The organism is Williamsoniiplasma somnilux (assembly GCF_002804005.1).
Lineage (GTDB): Bacteria > Bacillota_I > Bacilli_A > Mycoplasmatales > Mycoplasmataceae > Williamsoniiplasma > Williamsoniiplasma somnilux.
The window spans coordinates 347,739-364,966 of sequence record NZ_CP024965.1 but is presented as its reverse complement, the minus strand read 5'-3'; the positions used below and the strand labels follow the sequence as shown (position 1 = coordinate 364,966).

Annotated in this window: 16 protein-coding genes and 5 tRNA genes; 1 reads left to right on the top strand and 20 read right to left on the bottom strand. The window is 28.4% G+C overall.

Annotation, left to right across the window (positions count from 1 at the left end; translation table 4 throughout):
- Nucleotides 1–7: 7 nt before the first annotated feature.
- The 3 genes from ESOMN_RS01560 to rpmG all read right to left on the bottom strand — a co-directional run bounded on the left by ESOMN_RS01560 (nt 8) and on the right by rpmG (nt 2,382).
- Nucleotides 8–1,033, bottom strand: a complete 1,026-nt coding sequence (locus ESOMN_RS01560; RefSeq protein WP_024863207.1) for a phosphatidate cytidylyltransferase — start codon at nt 1,031–1,033, stop codon at nt 8–10.
- Between the two features lie 73 nt (nt 1,034–1,106).
- A complete protein-coding gene (locus ESOMN_RS01555; RefSeq protein WP_024863206.1) occupies nt 1,107–2,180 on the bottom strand; it encodes a M24 family metallopeptidase in 1,074 nt (357 codons plus the stop codon).
- A 58-nt stretch (nt 2,181–2,238) separates the two neighbouring features.
- Nucleotides 2,239–2,382: a 50S ribosomal protein L33 gene (rpmG, locus tag ESOMN_RS01550; RefSeq protein WP_024863205.1), complete on the bottom strand. Its 144-nt coding sequence runs from the start codon at nt 2,380–2,382 to the stop codon at nt 2,239–2,241.
- Nucleotides 2,383–2,577: 195 nt separating this feature from the next.
- On the opposite strand from rpmG, the gene ESOMN_RS01545 reads away from it, so the two are divergent.
- Complete coding sequence (locus ESOMN_RS01545) at nt 2,578–3,558, top strand: lipoprotein (RefSeq protein WP_024863204.1); 981 nt, start codon at nt 2,578–2,580, stop codon at nt 3,556–3,558.
- Between the two features lie 70 nt (nt 3,559–3,628).
- On the opposite strand, the gene ESOMN_RS01540 is transcribed toward ESOMN_RS01545, so the two are convergent.
- The 17 genes from ESOMN_RS01540 to ESOMN_RS01460 form a co-directional block, all read right to left on the bottom strand.
- Nucleotides 3,629–3,717 (bottom strand) — tRNA-Leu (locus tag ESOMN_RS01540).
- Nucleotides 3,718–3,740: 23 nt separating this feature from the next.
- A tRNA-Lys gene (locus ESOMN_RS01535) sits at nt 3,741–3,816 on the bottom strand.
- Between the two features lie 8 nt (nt 3,817–3,824).
- Nucleotides 3,825–3,899, bottom strand: a tRNA-Gln gene (locus tag ESOMN_RS01530).
- A 7-nt stretch (nt 3,900–3,906) separates the two neighbouring features.
- A tRNA-Tyr gene (locus tag ESOMN_RS01525) sits at nt 3,907–3,990 on the bottom strand.
- Nucleotides 3,991–3,999: 9 nt separating this feature from the next.
- Nucleotides 4,000–4,075: transfer RNA gene (locus ESOMN_RS01520), tRNA-Thr, on the bottom strand.
- Between the two features lie 118 nt (nt 4,076–4,193).
- Entirely contained in the window at nt 4,194–5,183 is a 990-nt protein-coding gene (locus tag ESOMN_RS01515) for a lysophospholipid acyltransferase family protein (protein WP_198511465.1), read from the bottom strand.
- 4 nt (nt 5,184–5,187) lie between these two features.
- Nucleotides 5,188–5,673 (bottom strand): dihydrofolate reductase, encoded by a 486-nt coding sequence (locus tag ESOMN_RS01510; protein WP_024863202.1) that lies wholly within the window; start codon nt 5,671–5,673, stop codon nt 5,188–5,190.
- Nucleotides 5,673–6,551 carry a thymidylate synthase gene (gene thyA / locus ESOMN_RS01505; RefSeq protein WP_024863201.1) on the bottom strand — a complete coding sequence of 293 codons (879 nt, stop codon included), beginning with the start codon at nt 6,549–6,551 and terminating at the stop codon, nt 5,673–5,675. The genes ESOMN_RS01510 and thyA overlap by 1 nt, the downstream gene beginning before the upstream one ends.
- Before the next feature lies 1 nt (nt 6,552).
- Nucleotides 6,553–6,888, bottom strand: a complete 336-nt coding sequence (locus tag ESOMN_RS01500; protein WP_024863200.1) for a holo-ACP synthase — start codon at nt 6,886–6,888, stop codon at nt 6,553–6,555.
- A gap of 57 nt (nt 6,889–6,945) precedes the next feature.
- Complete coding sequence (locus tag ESOMN_RS01495) at nt 6,946–7,431, bottom strand: deoxycytidylate deaminase (RefSeq protein ID WP_024863199.1); 486 nt, start codon at nt 7,429–7,431, stop codon at nt 6,946–6,948.
- A 15-nt stretch (nt 7,432–7,446) separates the two neighbouring features.
- Complete coding sequence (locus tag ESOMN_RS01490) at nt 7,447–8,814, bottom strand: rhomboid family protein (RefSeq protein ID WP_024863198.1); 1,368 nt, start codon at nt 8,812–8,814, stop codon at nt 7,447–7,449.
- A 4-nt stretch (nt 8,815–8,818) separates the two neighbouring features.
- Entirely contained in the window at nt 8,819–9,748 is a 930-nt protein-coding gene (locus ESOMN_RS01485; RefSeq protein WP_024863197.1) for an RluA family pseudouridine synthase, read from the bottom strand.
- A complete protein-coding gene (locus tag ESOMN_RS01480) occupies nt 9,748–10,458 on the bottom strand; it encodes a signal peptidase II (RefSeq protein ID WP_024863196.1) in 711 nt (236 codons plus the stop codon). The genes ESOMN_RS01485 and ESOMN_RS01480 overlap by 1 nt, the downstream gene beginning before the upstream one ends.
- 16 nt (nt 10,459–10,474) lie before the next feature.
- Complete coding sequence (gene ileS / locus ESOMN_RS01475; RefSeq protein WP_024863195.1) at nt 10,475–13,204, bottom strand: isoleucine--tRNA ligase; 2,730 nt, start codon at nt 13,202–13,204, stop codon at nt 10,475–10,477.
- Between the two features lie 274 nt (nt 13,205–13,478).
- On the bottom strand, nt 13,479–14,621 hold the full coding sequence (locus ESOMN_RS01470; protein ID WP_024863194.1) for a hypothetical protein: 1,143 nt from the start codon (nt 14,619–14,621) through the stop codon (nt 13,479–13,481).
- Nucleotides 14,621–15,667, bottom strand: a complete 1,047-nt coding sequence (locus ESOMN_RS01465) for a hypothetical protein (RefSeq protein ID WP_024863193.1) — start codon at nt 15,665–15,667, stop codon at nt 14,621–14,623. Before ESOMN_RS01465 ends, ESOMN_RS01470 begins: the two co-directional genes overlap by 1 nt.
- Nucleotides 15,667–17,226: an ATP-binding cassette domain-containing protein gene (locus tag ESOMN_RS01460; protein WP_024863192.1), complete on the bottom strand. Its 1,560-nt coding sequence runs from the start codon at nt 17,224–17,226 to the stop codon at nt 15,667–15,669. Before ESOMN_RS01460 ends, ESOMN_RS01465 begins: the two co-directional genes overlap by 1 nt.
- Nucleotides 17,227–17,228 lie beyond the last annotated feature (2 nt).

Here is a 17,228-nt window from a genome sequence, read left to right as displayed (position 1 = left end):
TCCACTTCTACTTAATAAACATTGTTATTAAAAACATAAAGAAAAAGACAAAAACAAATGAGTCTAAACGATCCAGAACTCCACCATGTCCAGGAATTAGTTTAGAGTAATCTTTAATATTTACATAACGCTTAATTGCACTAAAAAATAAATCTCCAACATGAGCCAAAATACTAATAACAAAAGTTAATAAGAACAAGAAAATTCCGGGAATTCAATCACCAATATTTGTTTTTAAATTATAAAACGGTACAGAAAAAGGACCATAAGCAGCATTATCAGTTAAATAAAAGGGCAGTATTGCTATCAAAGAACCTATAATCAGAGCAACAATAGAACCTATTACTGCACCTTCAACTGATTTTTTAGGACTGATGCTTGGAGCTAACTTGGTTTTTCCAAACATTGTTCCTCCTAAGTAAGCGAAAGAATCAGTTAAAATAATTACTATTCAAATTCAAATAACTGTTGAGAAAGAGTATTTGGGAATATCACCATTCATTGAAAGTGAAATATAATTAAATCCCTTCATCCCAAAAACTACTAAGAGCATAACTACTGTCAATATTAAACTTTTACGATATGAAAATTCAGCTTTAGAAAATTTAGTAAAAACAATTGTTGACAAAGCAATTAATATAACAAGAATTAAAGATTGTCATCATTTATATCATTCATTCACTTTTAAATCTTTGTAAATTAAAAGATCTAAATCACCTGAAATAGGAAAATAAAATAAAATTAATGCCATACCAATTATTGGAATAACTACATATCATTCCTTAATTCCTATCGCTCTAATTAATTCATACACCATAGATGTTAATAATGCCATTGAAGCAACAACAAAGATGTAATGAGGGACAGCAACATTAATTTGTAAATTATGTCTAATACCTTCTGTATAAAGAATTGATAAACCAACGTATGTTATTAACAATAGCAACATTACAGAAGTACTAATTAATCTAATTGTTAAATCATTTAAAAATTTTTTAGAATGGAGAGTTTCATTTACTTTAATTTTAGTCATAGATTCTCCTTTTGTATCAAAAATATTTTACCAATTTTAGATAAAAAAACCTACCGCAAAAGTAGGTTAATTATTATTTGACAATAATCAGTTTCCTTGGTGAAGAAGTCAACATTTCATAACCGTTTTCAGTTACCAAAATATCATCTTCGATTCTTACACCACCAACTCCAGGAATGTAAATTCCTGGCTCTACAGTAATTGTCATATTTTTAGTTAAAATTGATTTTGAAATAGCGTTTTCATAAGGTTCTTCATGAATTTCTACACCAATACCGTGACCTAAACCATGATCGAAATAACCTTCATAACCTTTTTGAGCAATAAATTTAGCAACTTCATTGTGAATGAAACCAGCGTTTTGACCAGCTTTTACTAAAGATATCCCCAAACTTTGAGCTTCAAAAACAGTGTTGTAAATATCTAATAACTTAGCATCTTTAATTTCTCCAAGCGCAAAAGTTCTTGTTTGGTCTGAACAATATCCATTGTAAAAACATCCCATATCTAAAGTTATCAACTCTCCTAATGCTAATTTTTTATCAGTAGGAACAGCGTGTGGCATACTTCCATTAATTCCTGAAGCAATAATTGTATCAAAACTCAACTTATCTGCTCCGAAAGCAAAAAATTGATCACTAACAAAGCGTGCAAGTTCTTTTTCAGTTATTCCTGGTTTTACAAATTTTAAAACTGTTTGAAAAACTTGATCAGTAATGTCGCAAGCTTTTTGAATTTGTTCAATTTCTCATTGATCTTTAACCATTCTCATTCCTGAACAATCAACAGGAATTAGTTTTTGGTTTATAAACGCATTTTTAAATCCTAAATATTGTTTATAAATTATCCAATCAGATTCAAATGCAATGTTTTGAATATTTTCATTTTTTAAAACATTGTTCATTTCTTCTCAAACGCTTTTACCAAAATGTTTAATGTGATCAATATTTTGCAAATCTTTTTGGTTTTTAGCAGCAGTTATATATCGGCCATCTAAGAATAAATAACTTTGTTTTTTAGTAATAATCAAATATCCCATCGATGAATGGAAACGTGAAAATCAATATCTATTTTCTGGAGAATGTAAAATAATAGCATCAGCTTTGTTTTGTTCTAGCAATTTTTTGATTATGTCCATTTTATTCATTTTCTTAACCTCTTGAATCTTTGCTAATATTTTATAGTAAAAAATAGTCCTTTTAAGACTATTTTTTTTGTTTGTGAATTTCATGCTTGTTACAATTTGCACAATATTTTGAAGCTTCAATTTTTTCTTTTTTCTTATCGTTTTTACCGATGTAGTTTTCGTTCTTACATATTGTACATCTTAAAATAATTTTTTCGCGCATCTCTCTTCACCTCTCAATGGAAACAACATTAATATGTGAAAAGATATTTCACATTACTTGCTAATAATACCAAGGATGTACTAAATAATCAACACTTATGAAAAATATATTTTTCCTACCAAAAGTGGAGTTTTTACTTCACCAACAAATAATATATTATATAATTATATTTATAAATGTATTGCAGGAGGAACTATGAAAAAAATGCTTTCAATTTTAGGGGTGATTGGACTAACCGCAACAGCTGGTTTTAGTGTTGTCGCTTGCGGAACTAGTAACTCTGAATTCGATAATATTATGAACTTCATTAATGCCACAAGAGGGCATTTCGATGAAGAGGGTAATCCAATTATTGGTAAAGAAGCTGCAACGAGTATTTTGTACATTGGTGCTAAAGATAGCACAAATTCAAAATCTTTTGAATTTGCCTTAACACATAACACTAAACTAAAAGTTAGTAGTTTAGAAAAGGCTAATGAGGAATTAAATAATTCAAATAGCGGATGAGCTACCTTAAAAAATCCTGATAAAGATCAAATGACAATGGAAACAGAAGCAATAATCAATACTGATACAAATTCAGAAAAGTATGGAGAAGTAAAAGAAAAAAGCAAAATACCTCTTTACGGGATGAAAAATAAAGATAATTCATTATCTGAAAAATTGAGTTTTAATTCATTAATTCTTGAGTCATGAGAACAATTTGGAAATAGCAACACTTTTTCTAAATTAATAAACGATTATTTAAAAACAGACATATTAGTTCAATACCAATCTTTAAATAATACTTCAGTAGGACCTACAGGCCAAAACGCAAAAACTGCTATGGAAGAAATAATTAAAAAAATAGAAGAACAATTTAAAAAAGGTCCTTTATTTTTAATTTTTACAAATGGTCATTTTACAGGACTGGTTAATGGTTGAAAAGATTACTACAAAACTACTGAACCGATTAATAAAGAGTTATTAAACGAACAAATAAATGATTGAGAAAATAACATTTCAGAAATTATAAAATCAGGATATAAAGGTGAAAAAATTATTTCAAAGGACTTTAATAATACAAACAGCTTTTCAGGAGTTGATACAGATTCTAAATGAGATGATGATTTACCACCTTTAAAATTAAAAGAAACAACATATAAATTTAATATTTCTAAAAAATATGCCGCTTAGAGGCATTTTTTATTATTCAAATAAATTTTAAAATAAAAAAATCACTCCTAAAAGTGATCGATTTTTAAAATGGTCCCCAAGGCCGGACTTGAACCGGCACGGGATATAAAGCCCGTTGGATTTTAAGTCCAATGCGTCTACCGATTCCGCCACTTGGGGATTAAAACCAAAATATAAATAAATGGTGATTCGTCGGAGGCTCGAACTCCGGACCCACTGGTTAAAAGCCAGTTGCTCTACCGACTGAGCTAACGAATCATGATAAATGGCTGGGCCAGCTGGATTCGAACCGGCGCATGAAGGAGTCAAAGTCCTTTGCCTTACCGCTTGGCTATGGCCCAATATAAATGGTGGAAGGGGAGGGATTCGAACCCCCGAACCGAAAGGAAGTGGGTTACAGCCACCCGCGTTTAGCCACTTCGCTACCCTTCCATATTATAATGGTGCTGACTATAGGAGTCGAACCTACGACCTATTGATTACTAGTCAATTGCTCTACCAACTGAGCTAAGTCAGCGTGTTAATCACGCATAGAATTTTAAGTTATATGTGCTTTGCGCGTTTTAAGAAAACACCCTATTATTTTGCCCTATTTTTATTTTAATTTCAAGCAATAAAATAAAAAAAATTGTTGATTAATCAACAATTTTAAATAAATCTTTAAGTGATTTTTTTTCTTTTGATTTTTTAGCAACCTTTTTTTCTTTTTTAGGTTTTCTTAATTCCATTGATGGCTCTTTGTTTTTTCATTCTTGTAAATTGGCAATGACTTCTTTACGAACATTTTTTGTTAGATCTTCTGTTTTTAAAGAAATATGTTTAGTGCCCATAATTGGTTTTCCGAAAATTACTTTAATAACTAAACGTTTAGAATTTTTATCTCTATTTTCTTTAGTTGCTTTATAAGAGTTAATGATTGAAACAGGTACAACTGGAGCATTTGCCATTTGTGCTACTTTTAAAGATGCTGAATGAAATTTACCAACTTCTTGACTTCCGCTTCTTGTTCCTTCTGGGAAAATCACTAAACTACGTTTGTAATCAACTACTAATTCTTTTGCATCCTTAAAGGCTTCTAAAGCAGAGCGAGGATTATTTCTATCTAAAGGAACACAATCAATTAATCTTACAAAATTCTTCATACTTTTTGATTCTCATAACTCTTTTTTAGCAATAAAAGCAAGAGGTTGTTGTAGAGAAAAATCATTAATAGCTAATAATACTAGTGGGTCAATATTTGATTGATGATTTGGAACTAAAACAACTCCTTTATCTAGTCAATTTTCAATTCCTTCTACTTTAATATCGATGTTTGAAACATACATTAATCTATTAACTACTTTTTTAACTCAGTTATAGCAATATTCTTCACTATAAGTCCCTGGCACTTTACGATTTTTCTTAATAATCTTTTTAGCTTTTGATTTAATTCTTGCCACTGCTGGTCACATATAAATCATTTTAATTGGGTCTAAATAAAATTTTTCAACTTCTTCTTTTTGGTTTTTCTTCCCTTTAACCACAACTTCATTCATTTCTAATTTTTCTTCGACTACATTTGATGCTTCTTTTGTAATGTTTTTTTCTTCACTAATAACTTTTTTAATTTTTGTCTTTTGTTCCATGTTTTTAATAACCTCTTTTTCAATATTCGATGATAAATTCTGGATAATCTTCACTTGATTCTAATTTAAAATTTTTGTAATCAAAATTAGATATAAAAGTATCTCCTTGATAATCATTTTTTACAACTGTTTTTATTATCTCATTTGCGAATGGAAAAAAAAGTGTATAAACAACATTTCCCCCGATGACAAACAAATTGTTTTGATCATTATTAGTATATTTCTTAACCAATTCAGTAATGTCGCTAATGATGATTAAATTTTCAAAATTTAAATCTTGATATTTTTCTTTAGAATTAGTTAATACATAATTCGTTCTTCCAGGTAGTGGCTTTTTATTCATTGAATCAAAAGTTTTAGAACCCATAAGCACATCTTGGCCTTTAGTGGTACGAATAAAATGTTGCATTTCTTCTTTTATATTTCAAGGAAGTTTTCCTTGTGCTCCAATTACTCCGTTTTGAGTTTGCGCTCAAATCATTTTAATCATTAAACAGCCACCTCACCTTTAATTGGAGCATCAAATTCATAATCAATAATTTCAATATCTTCAAATTTTACATCGAAAATTGAAGTAAAATTTTTAACTGCAATTTTTGGTAATTTATGAGGAGTTCTTGATAATTGCAATTTAGCTTGTTCAACATGATTTAAATAAATGTGAGTATCTCCGGTTGTGTGAACAAATTCTCCAGCTATTAAATCGCATTCTTGAGCAACCAAAAATAATAACAATGCGTATGACGCAATATTAAAAGGCACTCCCAAAAATAAATCAGCACTACGTTGATATAATTGAATATTTAAAATGTTCTTACCATTTTTATTTTCAGTTACATAAAATTGAAACATTGTATGGCATGGAGGTAATGCCATTTGACCAATTTCAGTAGGATTTCATGCAGAAACTATTAAGCGTCTTGAAAAAGGATTTTTTTTAATCTCATTAATAATTCATTCTAATTGATCTACTCCATTAAAATTTCTTCATTGTTTTCCGTAAACAGGACCTAAATTACCATATTTGTTAGCAAAATCTATGTTAGTTTTAATTTTTTCAACAAACTCAGCCAATGATTCATTGTTAAAGTCGGCAGATTTTTTAAATGCTTCATATGGTCATTCATTTCAAATATTTACTTTATTGTCAACAAGGTATTTTATATTAGTGTCTCCTGCAATGAATCATAATAATTCATGAAAAATTCCTTTATAAAATACCTTCTTAGTTGTAACCAACGGAAAACCTTCACGCAAATCATATCGTGCTTGAGTTGCGAATAACGAAATAGTTCCTGTTCCAGTTCTATCTTGTTTTTTAATTCCGTTTTCCAGCACATTCTTTAATACATCTAGATATTGTTTCATGTTAATCTCCTATTCAACTCGCAATTGCAATACTATACTTTTTTTCATGAGATAAAGACACAACGATGTTACTTAAATTTTTGTTTTTAATTAATAATTTATTATTATCGTAACCTAATTCTATTTCATTTAAATTTATTTTTTTGGTGGTTTTAAGAACTTTAAAAATAGCTTCTTTAGCAGCTCATCTACCAGCTGCAAATTCTTTTTTACGCTTTTTGGAAGTAAAATTTTCCATCATTTTTAATTCTGTTTTTGTTAAAAATTTAATAAGAAAATTATAATTTATTTTGATTCTAGAATTCTTAACAATATCAATACCTAATTCTTGTCGCATAAAATTCCTCACATGACTAAATTTTAACATTTATGCGAAAAAAAACTAAATAGAATACTATTTAGTTTTTACTTCAATTTTAATTTCAATATTTGGTAGTTGATTGTATTCAACTTTTGCTGATTCAAACATTTTTTTAGAAGCTTTGACGCTATCTGTTGAAGCGTATTTATCTTCTAAATAAAAAACTTTTGAAATTCCCGCTTGGATAATTATTTTTGCACATTCATTGCAAGGAAAAAGATTTACATATAAATGACAGTTAGTTAAATCGCTTCTAGCAGCTACAATCGCATTTAATTCTGCATGAGCAACATAAGGATATTTGGTTTTCTTTCAATCTTCACTAGTTCTTGATCATGGAAATTCTTCATCATCAACTCCACGAGGAAAACCATTATAACCTGTTGAAACAATTTGATTGATAGAATTTACAACAACAGCTCCAACTTGTGTATTAGGATCTTTACTTCGCATTGCTGATACATGAGCAACAGCCATGAAGTATTCTTGTCATTTTAAATAATTTTTTCTTTTATCCATTTTAACCCCCATTATCTAGTTAATAATAATGCTGATAACGCCATTGGTCCCTAAACGCAATTGAGCGTCTCAACCAATTTTTTGAATAATATTATTAGCAATATCAACGTTATTTAGTAAATCTTTATCTAGATAAACTTTTAAAGCCATTAGTGTATTCATGTCAATTGGAGTCCCATAACGCGGAACTCATACAAAAACAGTTGGCACAATTATAATTGCTAGTAAAATAATTGCTGCTAAAATGTGTGTTCAATTTAAATCTTTAAAATTCTTCTTAATTATCATTTCAATTAAAGCTCCGGAAGCAAACCCAACTCCAATTGCAATAAATTGCATTTTGTTGCCAAACATTAATTGAACAAAAATTAATATTATTATTGGACCAATTAATTTCATTCTTGTAAATGTCGCTTTTGGGGTCTTTTCCATAGCAACGCTCATAATTGTAATTCCAATCAAGATTGCTAAAACAGGTAATAATCCTCCAGTTACAATTGAAGGCGGTAACATAACTGAACTAAAAAATCCCGTTAAGACATAAGCCAGAATAAAAGCTATAAACATTTTAATCGGTCCTGCTGTATTTTCGGATAACCTCGAAACATTAAATAAAGAATAACCAGCAATACCGATAATTACCAAGTTGGTAATTAAGTTTGAACTTGGAGTTGCAAATCCATAGGTTAGAACTCTCCAACCCTGTTCTCCAGCAATTGTTAAATTAAAATTAGTCCCCCCCGTTAATAGAGTTTGCAATTGAGAATAAAGATTCGGGTTTAAAGAAGCAAGACTTTGAATGCCCATATTCATTGTTAATAAAACAAAAATTAAAGGGACAGCTGCAAACGCGGCAATTATTAATCAAGTTACTGTTAATCTATTAGCACGTAAATTTACTTGAAATTTATTAAATTCATCACGCATTTCATCAAGAGTTGGTAAATCTTTAATCGCCTCTTCATTATCAATGTTTGTTGCTTTTTTAAAAAATGGTTGATCAGAATTTTTCTTAATTGATAAAAGATTTATTCTTGCGTAAAAATTTTTAAGATTATTTTTTAGTTCACCTTCGCCACACTTAATAACTGTAAGATTTTCATTTTGTGTTACTTGATTTTGTTTATTATCAATTACAATATTTAAAATTTTTACAGCATGATGATTACTTATTTTGACTTTTTCTAAAATCTTGAGTAATTCTTCGTTTTCTAAATTAATAGTATAGTTTTCACCAGCTAAAACAATTAAGCCATATTCATTTTCATTAGAGTAAAAATAAATTAAATCATTAATTTCTTTGGATTTAATCATTTTATATTTTTCAATTTTTACAAAATATTTAATTAAACCTAATTTTATTTCTTTATATGAAAAATCCATAACCTTATTTACCTCTTAATTCTTTAATTTTATCATTAAATTCGTCAGGAATTGGCGCTTCAAACTCCATTCTTTCTTTTGTAATCGGGTGATTAAAAATTAATTTTGAAGCATGTAAAAATTGCCCAAACTTAGTATCCTTGTCGTTAATTCTCCCGTAAGTTGGATCACCAACAATTGGATGTTTTATAAAATTAAAGTGAACTCTAATTTGATGTGTTCTTCCGGTTTCGATATTACATTTAATCAACGCTGTGTTGCTATATTCAAAATTTTCAATTACTTCAAAATTTGTTTTTGCAGATTTAGAATGTTTGCTTGTTACAACCATTTTTTTACGATCATTAGGGTGACGTCCTATCGGAGCATCGATGATTCCTTTACTTGGTTCAATATTTCCTCACACTAAAGCTATATATTCTTTGTAAACTTCATGATTTGCAATCATTTCACTCATTACACGGTGAGATTTATCGTTTTTAGCAACAATTAACAAACCTGTTGTTTGCTTATCTAAACGATGAACTATTCCTGGTCTTTCGACTCCACCGATTGAAGATAAATCTTCAATCGCATCTAATAGTCCGTTAACTAAAGTTCCCGAACGATTACCAGCTCCTGGATGTACAACTAAATCATTCGGTTTATTAATAACTAAAATATCAGCATCTTCATATATTATTTCAAATTCAATTTTTTCAGCAGTTATTTCTGTTTTTTTAGCTTCAGGAATGGTTACTTCAATAATATCACCAACAATAATTGCCATTTTTTGTGATGCAGCAATTTCACCATTTACAGTTACTAAATTTTGCTCAATTAATTTTTGAATCATAGAACGTGAAAAATCAAAATTATCTTTAAATAATTCTGTTAATAATTTGTCTAATCTTTCAGAATTTTTTTCTGCAATAAATTTTGATTTTTCGTTCATTATTTCTCCTTATTTTTAGATTCAATTTTAGACTTTTTAGAAATCGATTTTTTATTGTTGCTTAATTTATTATTTTTAACTTCTGTTTCTAAAACAACCTCTGAATTCACAGCATCAGTTGTTTTATCAATGCTGTTTGGTTTCTTTTTAAATAAAGTAATAAGATAAACTATAATATCGTAAGCAATCGCTAATAGCATAATGATAATTCCTATATTAACTCATGTATCAGCTAAATTAAAAATATAACTTTCAGAATTTAGAAACCCAAATTCTCAATGCAAGAAGTCAACAACTCCTCCCGCTTGACCTGCGAATGCACCACCAACAACAACAGGAGCTCATGCCCTTCCTAAGAGATTGGCAAAAGATCCAGCAAAGATAAATGCTATTCCAATTAAAATTTTCTTTTCATTAATAAAAACTAATAACACCAATAATAAAATTGTGACCACTGAAGCAAGAATAATAGCCAATCAAGCTTTGTCAGCATTGATACTATAAGCACTTCCCGGATTAATGGTGTATATGAATCCTAAAAAACCATCAATAAAACTTTTGTGCTCGCCTTGTTCCATATTTGCAGCAATAACACCTTTTGAAACTCAATCAAAAATTGCCAATATCAAAATTATTGGTAGAATAACTTTTAATTTAAACTTTCACTTAAAATCATAACTTTTTATTCATTCTTTAAAGTTTAATCACATAATTAAGCCTTTCTTTCTATTTATTATTAACTATATTATTACATCTTTGGCATATTTCTTGGTCAATTAATTCACTAAATATTCCTCAGCATCTTTGACATTTTAGACCTTGTTTTGTAGAAATTTTTATAAATGACATTTCACGTTCAATAAATTGCGAATCTTTTGATACAAAATTAATTTCTCCGACAATAAAAATTTGTTCTAAATTTTTGATTTCACTAATAAATTTAAATTCATCTTTTAGTTGAACATCAATTTTTGCTTCAAAACCTTTCGTAACAACTCCAGCTATTTTAGCTTCTTCTAAAGATTTATTAATGTCGTCTTTAAATTTTAAAATTGTTTCTCAACGTTTTACAAATTCGTGAGACTGAACAAAATCTTGATCTTTTAAATCCAATAAGTGCACTGATTTATTTTTATTATCATCACTCGTTGATTGGTAAGCTTCCTCAACTGTATGAACTAAAATTGGTCTTAAAATATCTAACAATGCTCATAATTGTTCGAATAGAACTGTTTGAACTTGTCTACGACGTTTATTATCTTTAGATTCAATATATAAAATATCTTTAATAAAATCTAAATAAAAAGCAGATAAATCATTAGTCACATAATTAATTACTAAATTGTAAACCTGATTAAATTGATAGTTATCAAAAGCTCTAATGGCTTTGTTTTTAAATTCAGATAAATTGTTTAGAGCATATAAATCTACTTCTTCTAATTTTTCTTGATAATTTTTGTTTTCATCAAAATCATTTATGTTAGCTAAAATGAAACGCATTGTATTTCTTATTTTTCGATAAGATTCAGAAATTTGCTTAATAATTTCAGGACCTATTTTTTGGTCATCAGTGTAATCTGTAGAAGCAACTCACAAACGTAAAATATCAGTTCCTGAATCATTTGCAAATTCAATTGGATTAATTCCATTGCCTAAAGATTTAGACATTTTACGCCCTTTTTCATCAGTTGTCATTCCGTGAGAAATTAAATTGTTGTAAGGTGACTTATCATCGTAAACAACTGAATTAATCATTGAGGCATTAAATCAACCGCGATATTGATCATTTCCTTCTAAATAGACGTTAAATGGTCTTTTTAAATTTGGGAATCTTTCTTCTAAAGCAATTGCTGAAGTACCAGAGTCAAATCAAACATCTAAAATATCTTTTTCTTTTTTGAAATCTTTATTTTTGAATTTTTCTGGTAAAAAAACATCAGCTGGTTCACTAAATCATGAATTTGTTCCTAATTCTTCAATTTTTCTAATTGTATAATCTAAAATTTCAGCATTTAAAACTAAATTATCATCTTGATCATAAAAACCTAATATTGGTACTCCTCAAAGTCTTTGACGAGAAATGGTTCAATCAGTACGGTCATCCAATACTTGATATAATCTAGATTTTGCTCACTTTGGATTAGTTTGAATTTCATCAACATGATTTAAAATTTTTTCTTTAGCTTTATTTAGACCTACAAATCATTGAAGAGTTGCACGATAAATAACTGGTTTTTTAGTTCTTCAATCATGAGGATAGGAATGAGTAACAAATTTTAATTTTAATAATTTTTGATTTGCGTCTAATCTTTGAACAATTTCTTTGTTGGTATCGTCATAAAATTTACCAACTAAATTTTCATCCATGACTTCTGATGTGAATTTACCTTGATTATCAATTGGAGCAAAAATTTCTAAATTATTATTTTTGGCAATTAAATAATCATCTTCACCAAACCCAGAAGCAATATGGACAAGTCCTGTTCCCGCTTCATCAGTAACGTGATGTCCTAAAACTACTTTAGAAATTTTTGTTTCATACAATGGATGAGCGTATTCAACATTAACTAAATCCTTACCTTTAAAATTTGCTAATACTTCAGGGTTTTCTCAACCAATTGTTTCAGTTACATTTTTAATCAATGAACTAGCAACAACTATTTTACGTTTATCGCTTTTTGAAGTAATCAAAGAGTAATCCATCATTTCTCCAACAGCGATTAATTGATTTGCAGGAATAGTTCAAGGAGTAGTAGTTCAAATTAATAAATTATCATTAATGTTAACAAATTGATTTCCTCTGGTAATTTGGCAAGCAACAAAAATTGTTGGCGATTTAATATCAGCATATTCGATTTCTGATTCAGCTAATGCCGATTCACTTGATGGTGACCAATAAATAGGTTTCAAGGCTTTGTATATCAATCCATCGTTAAACATTTTTGCAAAAAGTTTTAATTCAGAAATTTCAAAATCAGGTCTTAAAGTTAAATAATTAATATCATAATCAGTAAACATTCCTAATCTCTTAAATTGTTGTGATTGATTTTTAACTTGTTCTAAAGCATATTTTTCACATAATTTTCTGAATTCTGCGGCCTCCATATTTTTGCGATCAACGCCTGTTTTGGTAACTGCTGTTTCAATAGGTAAACCGTGAGTATCTCATCCCATAATAAAAGGAGCATTATAGCCATTTGAATTTTTTCAACGAATAATAAAATCTTTTAAAGATTTATTTAAAGCATGTCCAATGTGCAAATCACCATTCGCATAAGGAGGACCATCATGCAGCATGAACAGTTCTTTATTTTCATTTGCTTTTAATCGTTGTTTATAGATTGCTTTATCTTCTCAAAACTTTTCAATTAAAGGTTCTTTATCTTTTAATCCTGCTCTCATTTCAAAAGTTGTTTGTCCAATTAATAAAGTATCTTTGTATTTGTTATTCCCCATAAATCTCCTTTTAAATAAAAAATCGCTCCTAAAATAGGAGCGATTAACGCGGTACCATCCTAATTAATGAATCTAAATATTATGATTCATCATCTCTAAATGGTTTTAACGGTGCCACCGCAGAACTCTACTCGATTACTCTTTCTTTTCTAAATAAGTAATAGTGATGAAGTTGAAGAGTTGTTACTGTTTTGCACCACCCAACAGCTCTCTAAAACACTTTTCTCAACCACGTGTCTATTAATAAAATTATTATACTTTATTTTTAAAAAAATTAATCATTATTCTTATATTCTTTAATGTGCATTTCTCTTTGCACTTGATCTACAATTGTTTTAGTTAAATTTGATTTATTCCTTAATTCATCTATACGCGATTGGTGAATCATTTCAATTTCTTCTTTTGATTTAGCACGTTTAATTTGAACAATATATCTGGAAGTGGATTGATTAACAGCAAATTTACCATATTCATTTTTTTCATGAAAAATAACATTTTTAATTGTTTTATAAATTGTTATTAAACCATAAAACATCGCTCAACCAGTTCAACCTAAATAAGCAATTCACGCTTTACCAACGAAACCAAAATCTACTGTTAAAGTTTTTTGCAAACCATTTTTATCTAGAACTGGGGTTCCATCATTATTAAACAAAGGGAAATTTTCAATGTTCATAATACCCAAGTAATTTTGTCCTTCAACTCAAGTAGTTATTTCACCGGTCTTTATTGATTCAAAAGCATGAGTAACATTCGCAAATCCCGCTTGAAGAATATTTAAGGAAAACCTTTGAGGTCATAAATAAAGTACATCACCCATTCATGTTCAACCATTATTTAAAATTACTTGAATTGGAAAAGCAAGACCTAAAAAATTTAAAGAAGTTGTGTAAATTAAAAGTCCAATCATTTGACATGCACTAGGATTTTTAACATATAAATAAATAACAGTTCCCATCAAATAAGAAACTAATCATGTCATAAAAAAACCACTAATGACCATCAAACCATTAGCATGTGGTAGCAAATCTCTTTGAGCTGGAAAGCATAAAATTGCAATAATAAACATAAATAAGGCAATTCCAAATGTCGTTGCTAAATTAAAAGTGATTGTAGCAGCCGCTCTTACATATTTAGGAATTGGCAAAGTCTCTAATCTTTGATTTGTTCCGTGTATTCTTCAATCAACTAACGATTTTTGATAAATGTGTAAACCATTTCTTATAATACCAACAGAGATTCCAGAAACCATCAAAAATGGGTCTCCACTTTTAAAGGAAAGTCAACAAACCATTGTATATAATGAAACCGCTATTCCTAAAAATAAATTCATAATGTTATCAGATCAATAACGGCTTTGAACCACCCATAATCTGCAAAAAATATTTAAATTTTTTCTAAAATTATTATTAAACATTATGAAGAACCCCCTATCTTTTTATTAGGTTCTTTAAGGTTTTTTTCGTTTAATGCTTTTGTGTTGTTAGTTTCTTCTTTAATTTGTTTAATTATTAATTCCATTTCAGTTATTGATTTAGCTCTTTTAATTAAGGAAATATTGTAAAAGTGTTTATTAATTCCTTTATAGGTTTTAAGTCCTCTTCTTCCAAAACTAAATTTTCTTTTCACGCCTAAATATATCAAACCTAAAAAAATTGAAATTCAAACGAGAGAAACTAAAACAGGAATTCATAATTGTCCATTCATTCCTAATCCTCTTCTTGCTAATAATGAGCCGGCTTCTACTCCTCCAGGGAGAGTTGGGTCTCCAGCAATCGGTAACATAAAATTAGGTGTATGACCCCATATTCAACCCGACTGAATGATTGAAAGCGTATAACGGTGAGGCCATAAATATAAAAAATCATTTAGTCATTTTACATTACCAGAAAGATTTCATGGTAAGCCTAATCCTAAAAGATACATTGGTCCAAAATAAGACAATAAGGATAAAACAAGTATCACATCACGACGTTTTCATACAAATGTTAAAGCGATAGCGATTACATTTGAAAGTAAAACATTTAGTACAAAACCTAAAATAAAAATTGGTCAATTGACATATTGAACTATAACCCTTTGTTCTTGAAAAATCATGGCCAAAGAAAACAAAACTAAAGCCACAAGCAAATTGATAAACCAATTAAACATTAAGATACCTAAGAAAACCAAAGTTTTAGAAACGGGGGTTGATGAAAAGGTTCTAAAAAAACCTTTAAAACGTCAATCAGTTAGCGTCAAATTAAAGTTATATTGAGAATTACTAATCGCACTAATTCCCATTGCTGATGCCAAAACAAAAGGATCAGCAATTAAACCTCCTTCTTTTGTTTTGAATGCTATTCAACAAATCATTGTTAAAGAAGTCATGATGACTCCTAATGTAATATTTGTAACATCTTTAAAATAATTTACTGCTTGAACTTTTCAAAGTCTACCCAAAATTATGAACGTGTTTTTCATTATTTAATTTCCTCAGATACATTATTTTCTTTTTCAATTATTTCTTCAAGTTCCTTAATTTTATTAGCATTATCTTCAATTTTTGTTTGTAAAATATCCACCAATAACTGTGTTTTATTATTTTCTAATTCACTTGAATTTTCTTTCAAGGTTTTCGAATCATTTTCTAAAGTATCAATAACAGCTTCTTGACTAGTAGCATTAATTTCATTTTCATATTTAATTTGTTCATTAATTAATTGATTTTTAAGTTCATCTCTTTTTTCAATTGACATAGCTTCTAATTGCTTACGTCTTTTGCTTTTTTTACGTTCTAATTTGATTATTTTCATTTCTTCTTTTATATATTTTTTCTTAAGAGATTTTAGTTTTTTGCGGTCGCTTATTGAAGTGTCCACATCATCTGATTCTTCAAGCGATAAAAGTGCATCACCTTCTAAGGCGTGAATTATTTTATTTTCAATAAAATAATCAATATTAATTAAACTTTTTAAGAAAATTGGTAAATTAATAAACTTTGTAGCAGAAGCGCTATTGTAAGTGTTTAATTTTTTTAAAAGTTTCTGAAGAGATTTTTTAGTTTTAATGAAATTTATTTTTGCAACTTTGACAGAATCGCTTGTAAGATTTACTGAAAAAGTTTCTATTAATAATTCTCTACTTAAATTAACATAATATAAATTATTTTTAATATCAACTGCTAAATTTTTAGTTTTTAAATCACTTTCATTAATTACTAAATTTTGGAATTTTACATTCAGATCCGTATATAAAGAGTTATATTTATTTATTAATGATTTTAAATTTGGATCAATTTTCTTTTTATATTTATTAACTTTGATTCTTTCTGCTGATTTTTTAACAAATTCAAATGTCGAACCAAAGTCATTAATAACTTCACTAATTTTTAAATCTTCCTCTATTTCTCCATTATTCAAAAGAATTATACGATTGCAAATTGAATTTAGAACAAAATCATCTGGATAAACTACAACAACCGAACCACCATCATTAGTATATTCTTTTAATAAATTAACTATTTTAAATCTAGTTTCAAAACCAATTGTTGCTGAAAATTCATCAATTATTACTAACTCAGGTTTATGCAACATTGCCAAAAACATTGCAAATAATTGCAAACTAATAATATTTAATTTACTTAAAGTTTTATGAAAAATAAATTGTATTTCAAAAGTATCCATAAGCTTATTAATCCACTCTTGATCTCTGACATTATAAATTGTTGAATACAATCGATAAATATCTTTAACGGTAAAACCTCCGGGTCAAGTTTGTTCTCTTCCTTGATAACCAATTGCTCTAAAGATATTATCTTCTTCAAAGAAATAATCAATAGTTCCTGATGTTTGAGAAATTTGATTACCAATTAATTTTCCTAAAACAGACTTACCCGATCCGTTATTGCCCATAATCGCCAAGCAATCGCCTCTATTAATAGTTAAACTAATTTTTTTAATCGCTCAATTGGTTTTATTAAAAATCTTTGTGATGTTGTAAAGTTCTACAACGGGTTGAATTTTTGAGTTATCATCTAGCATTT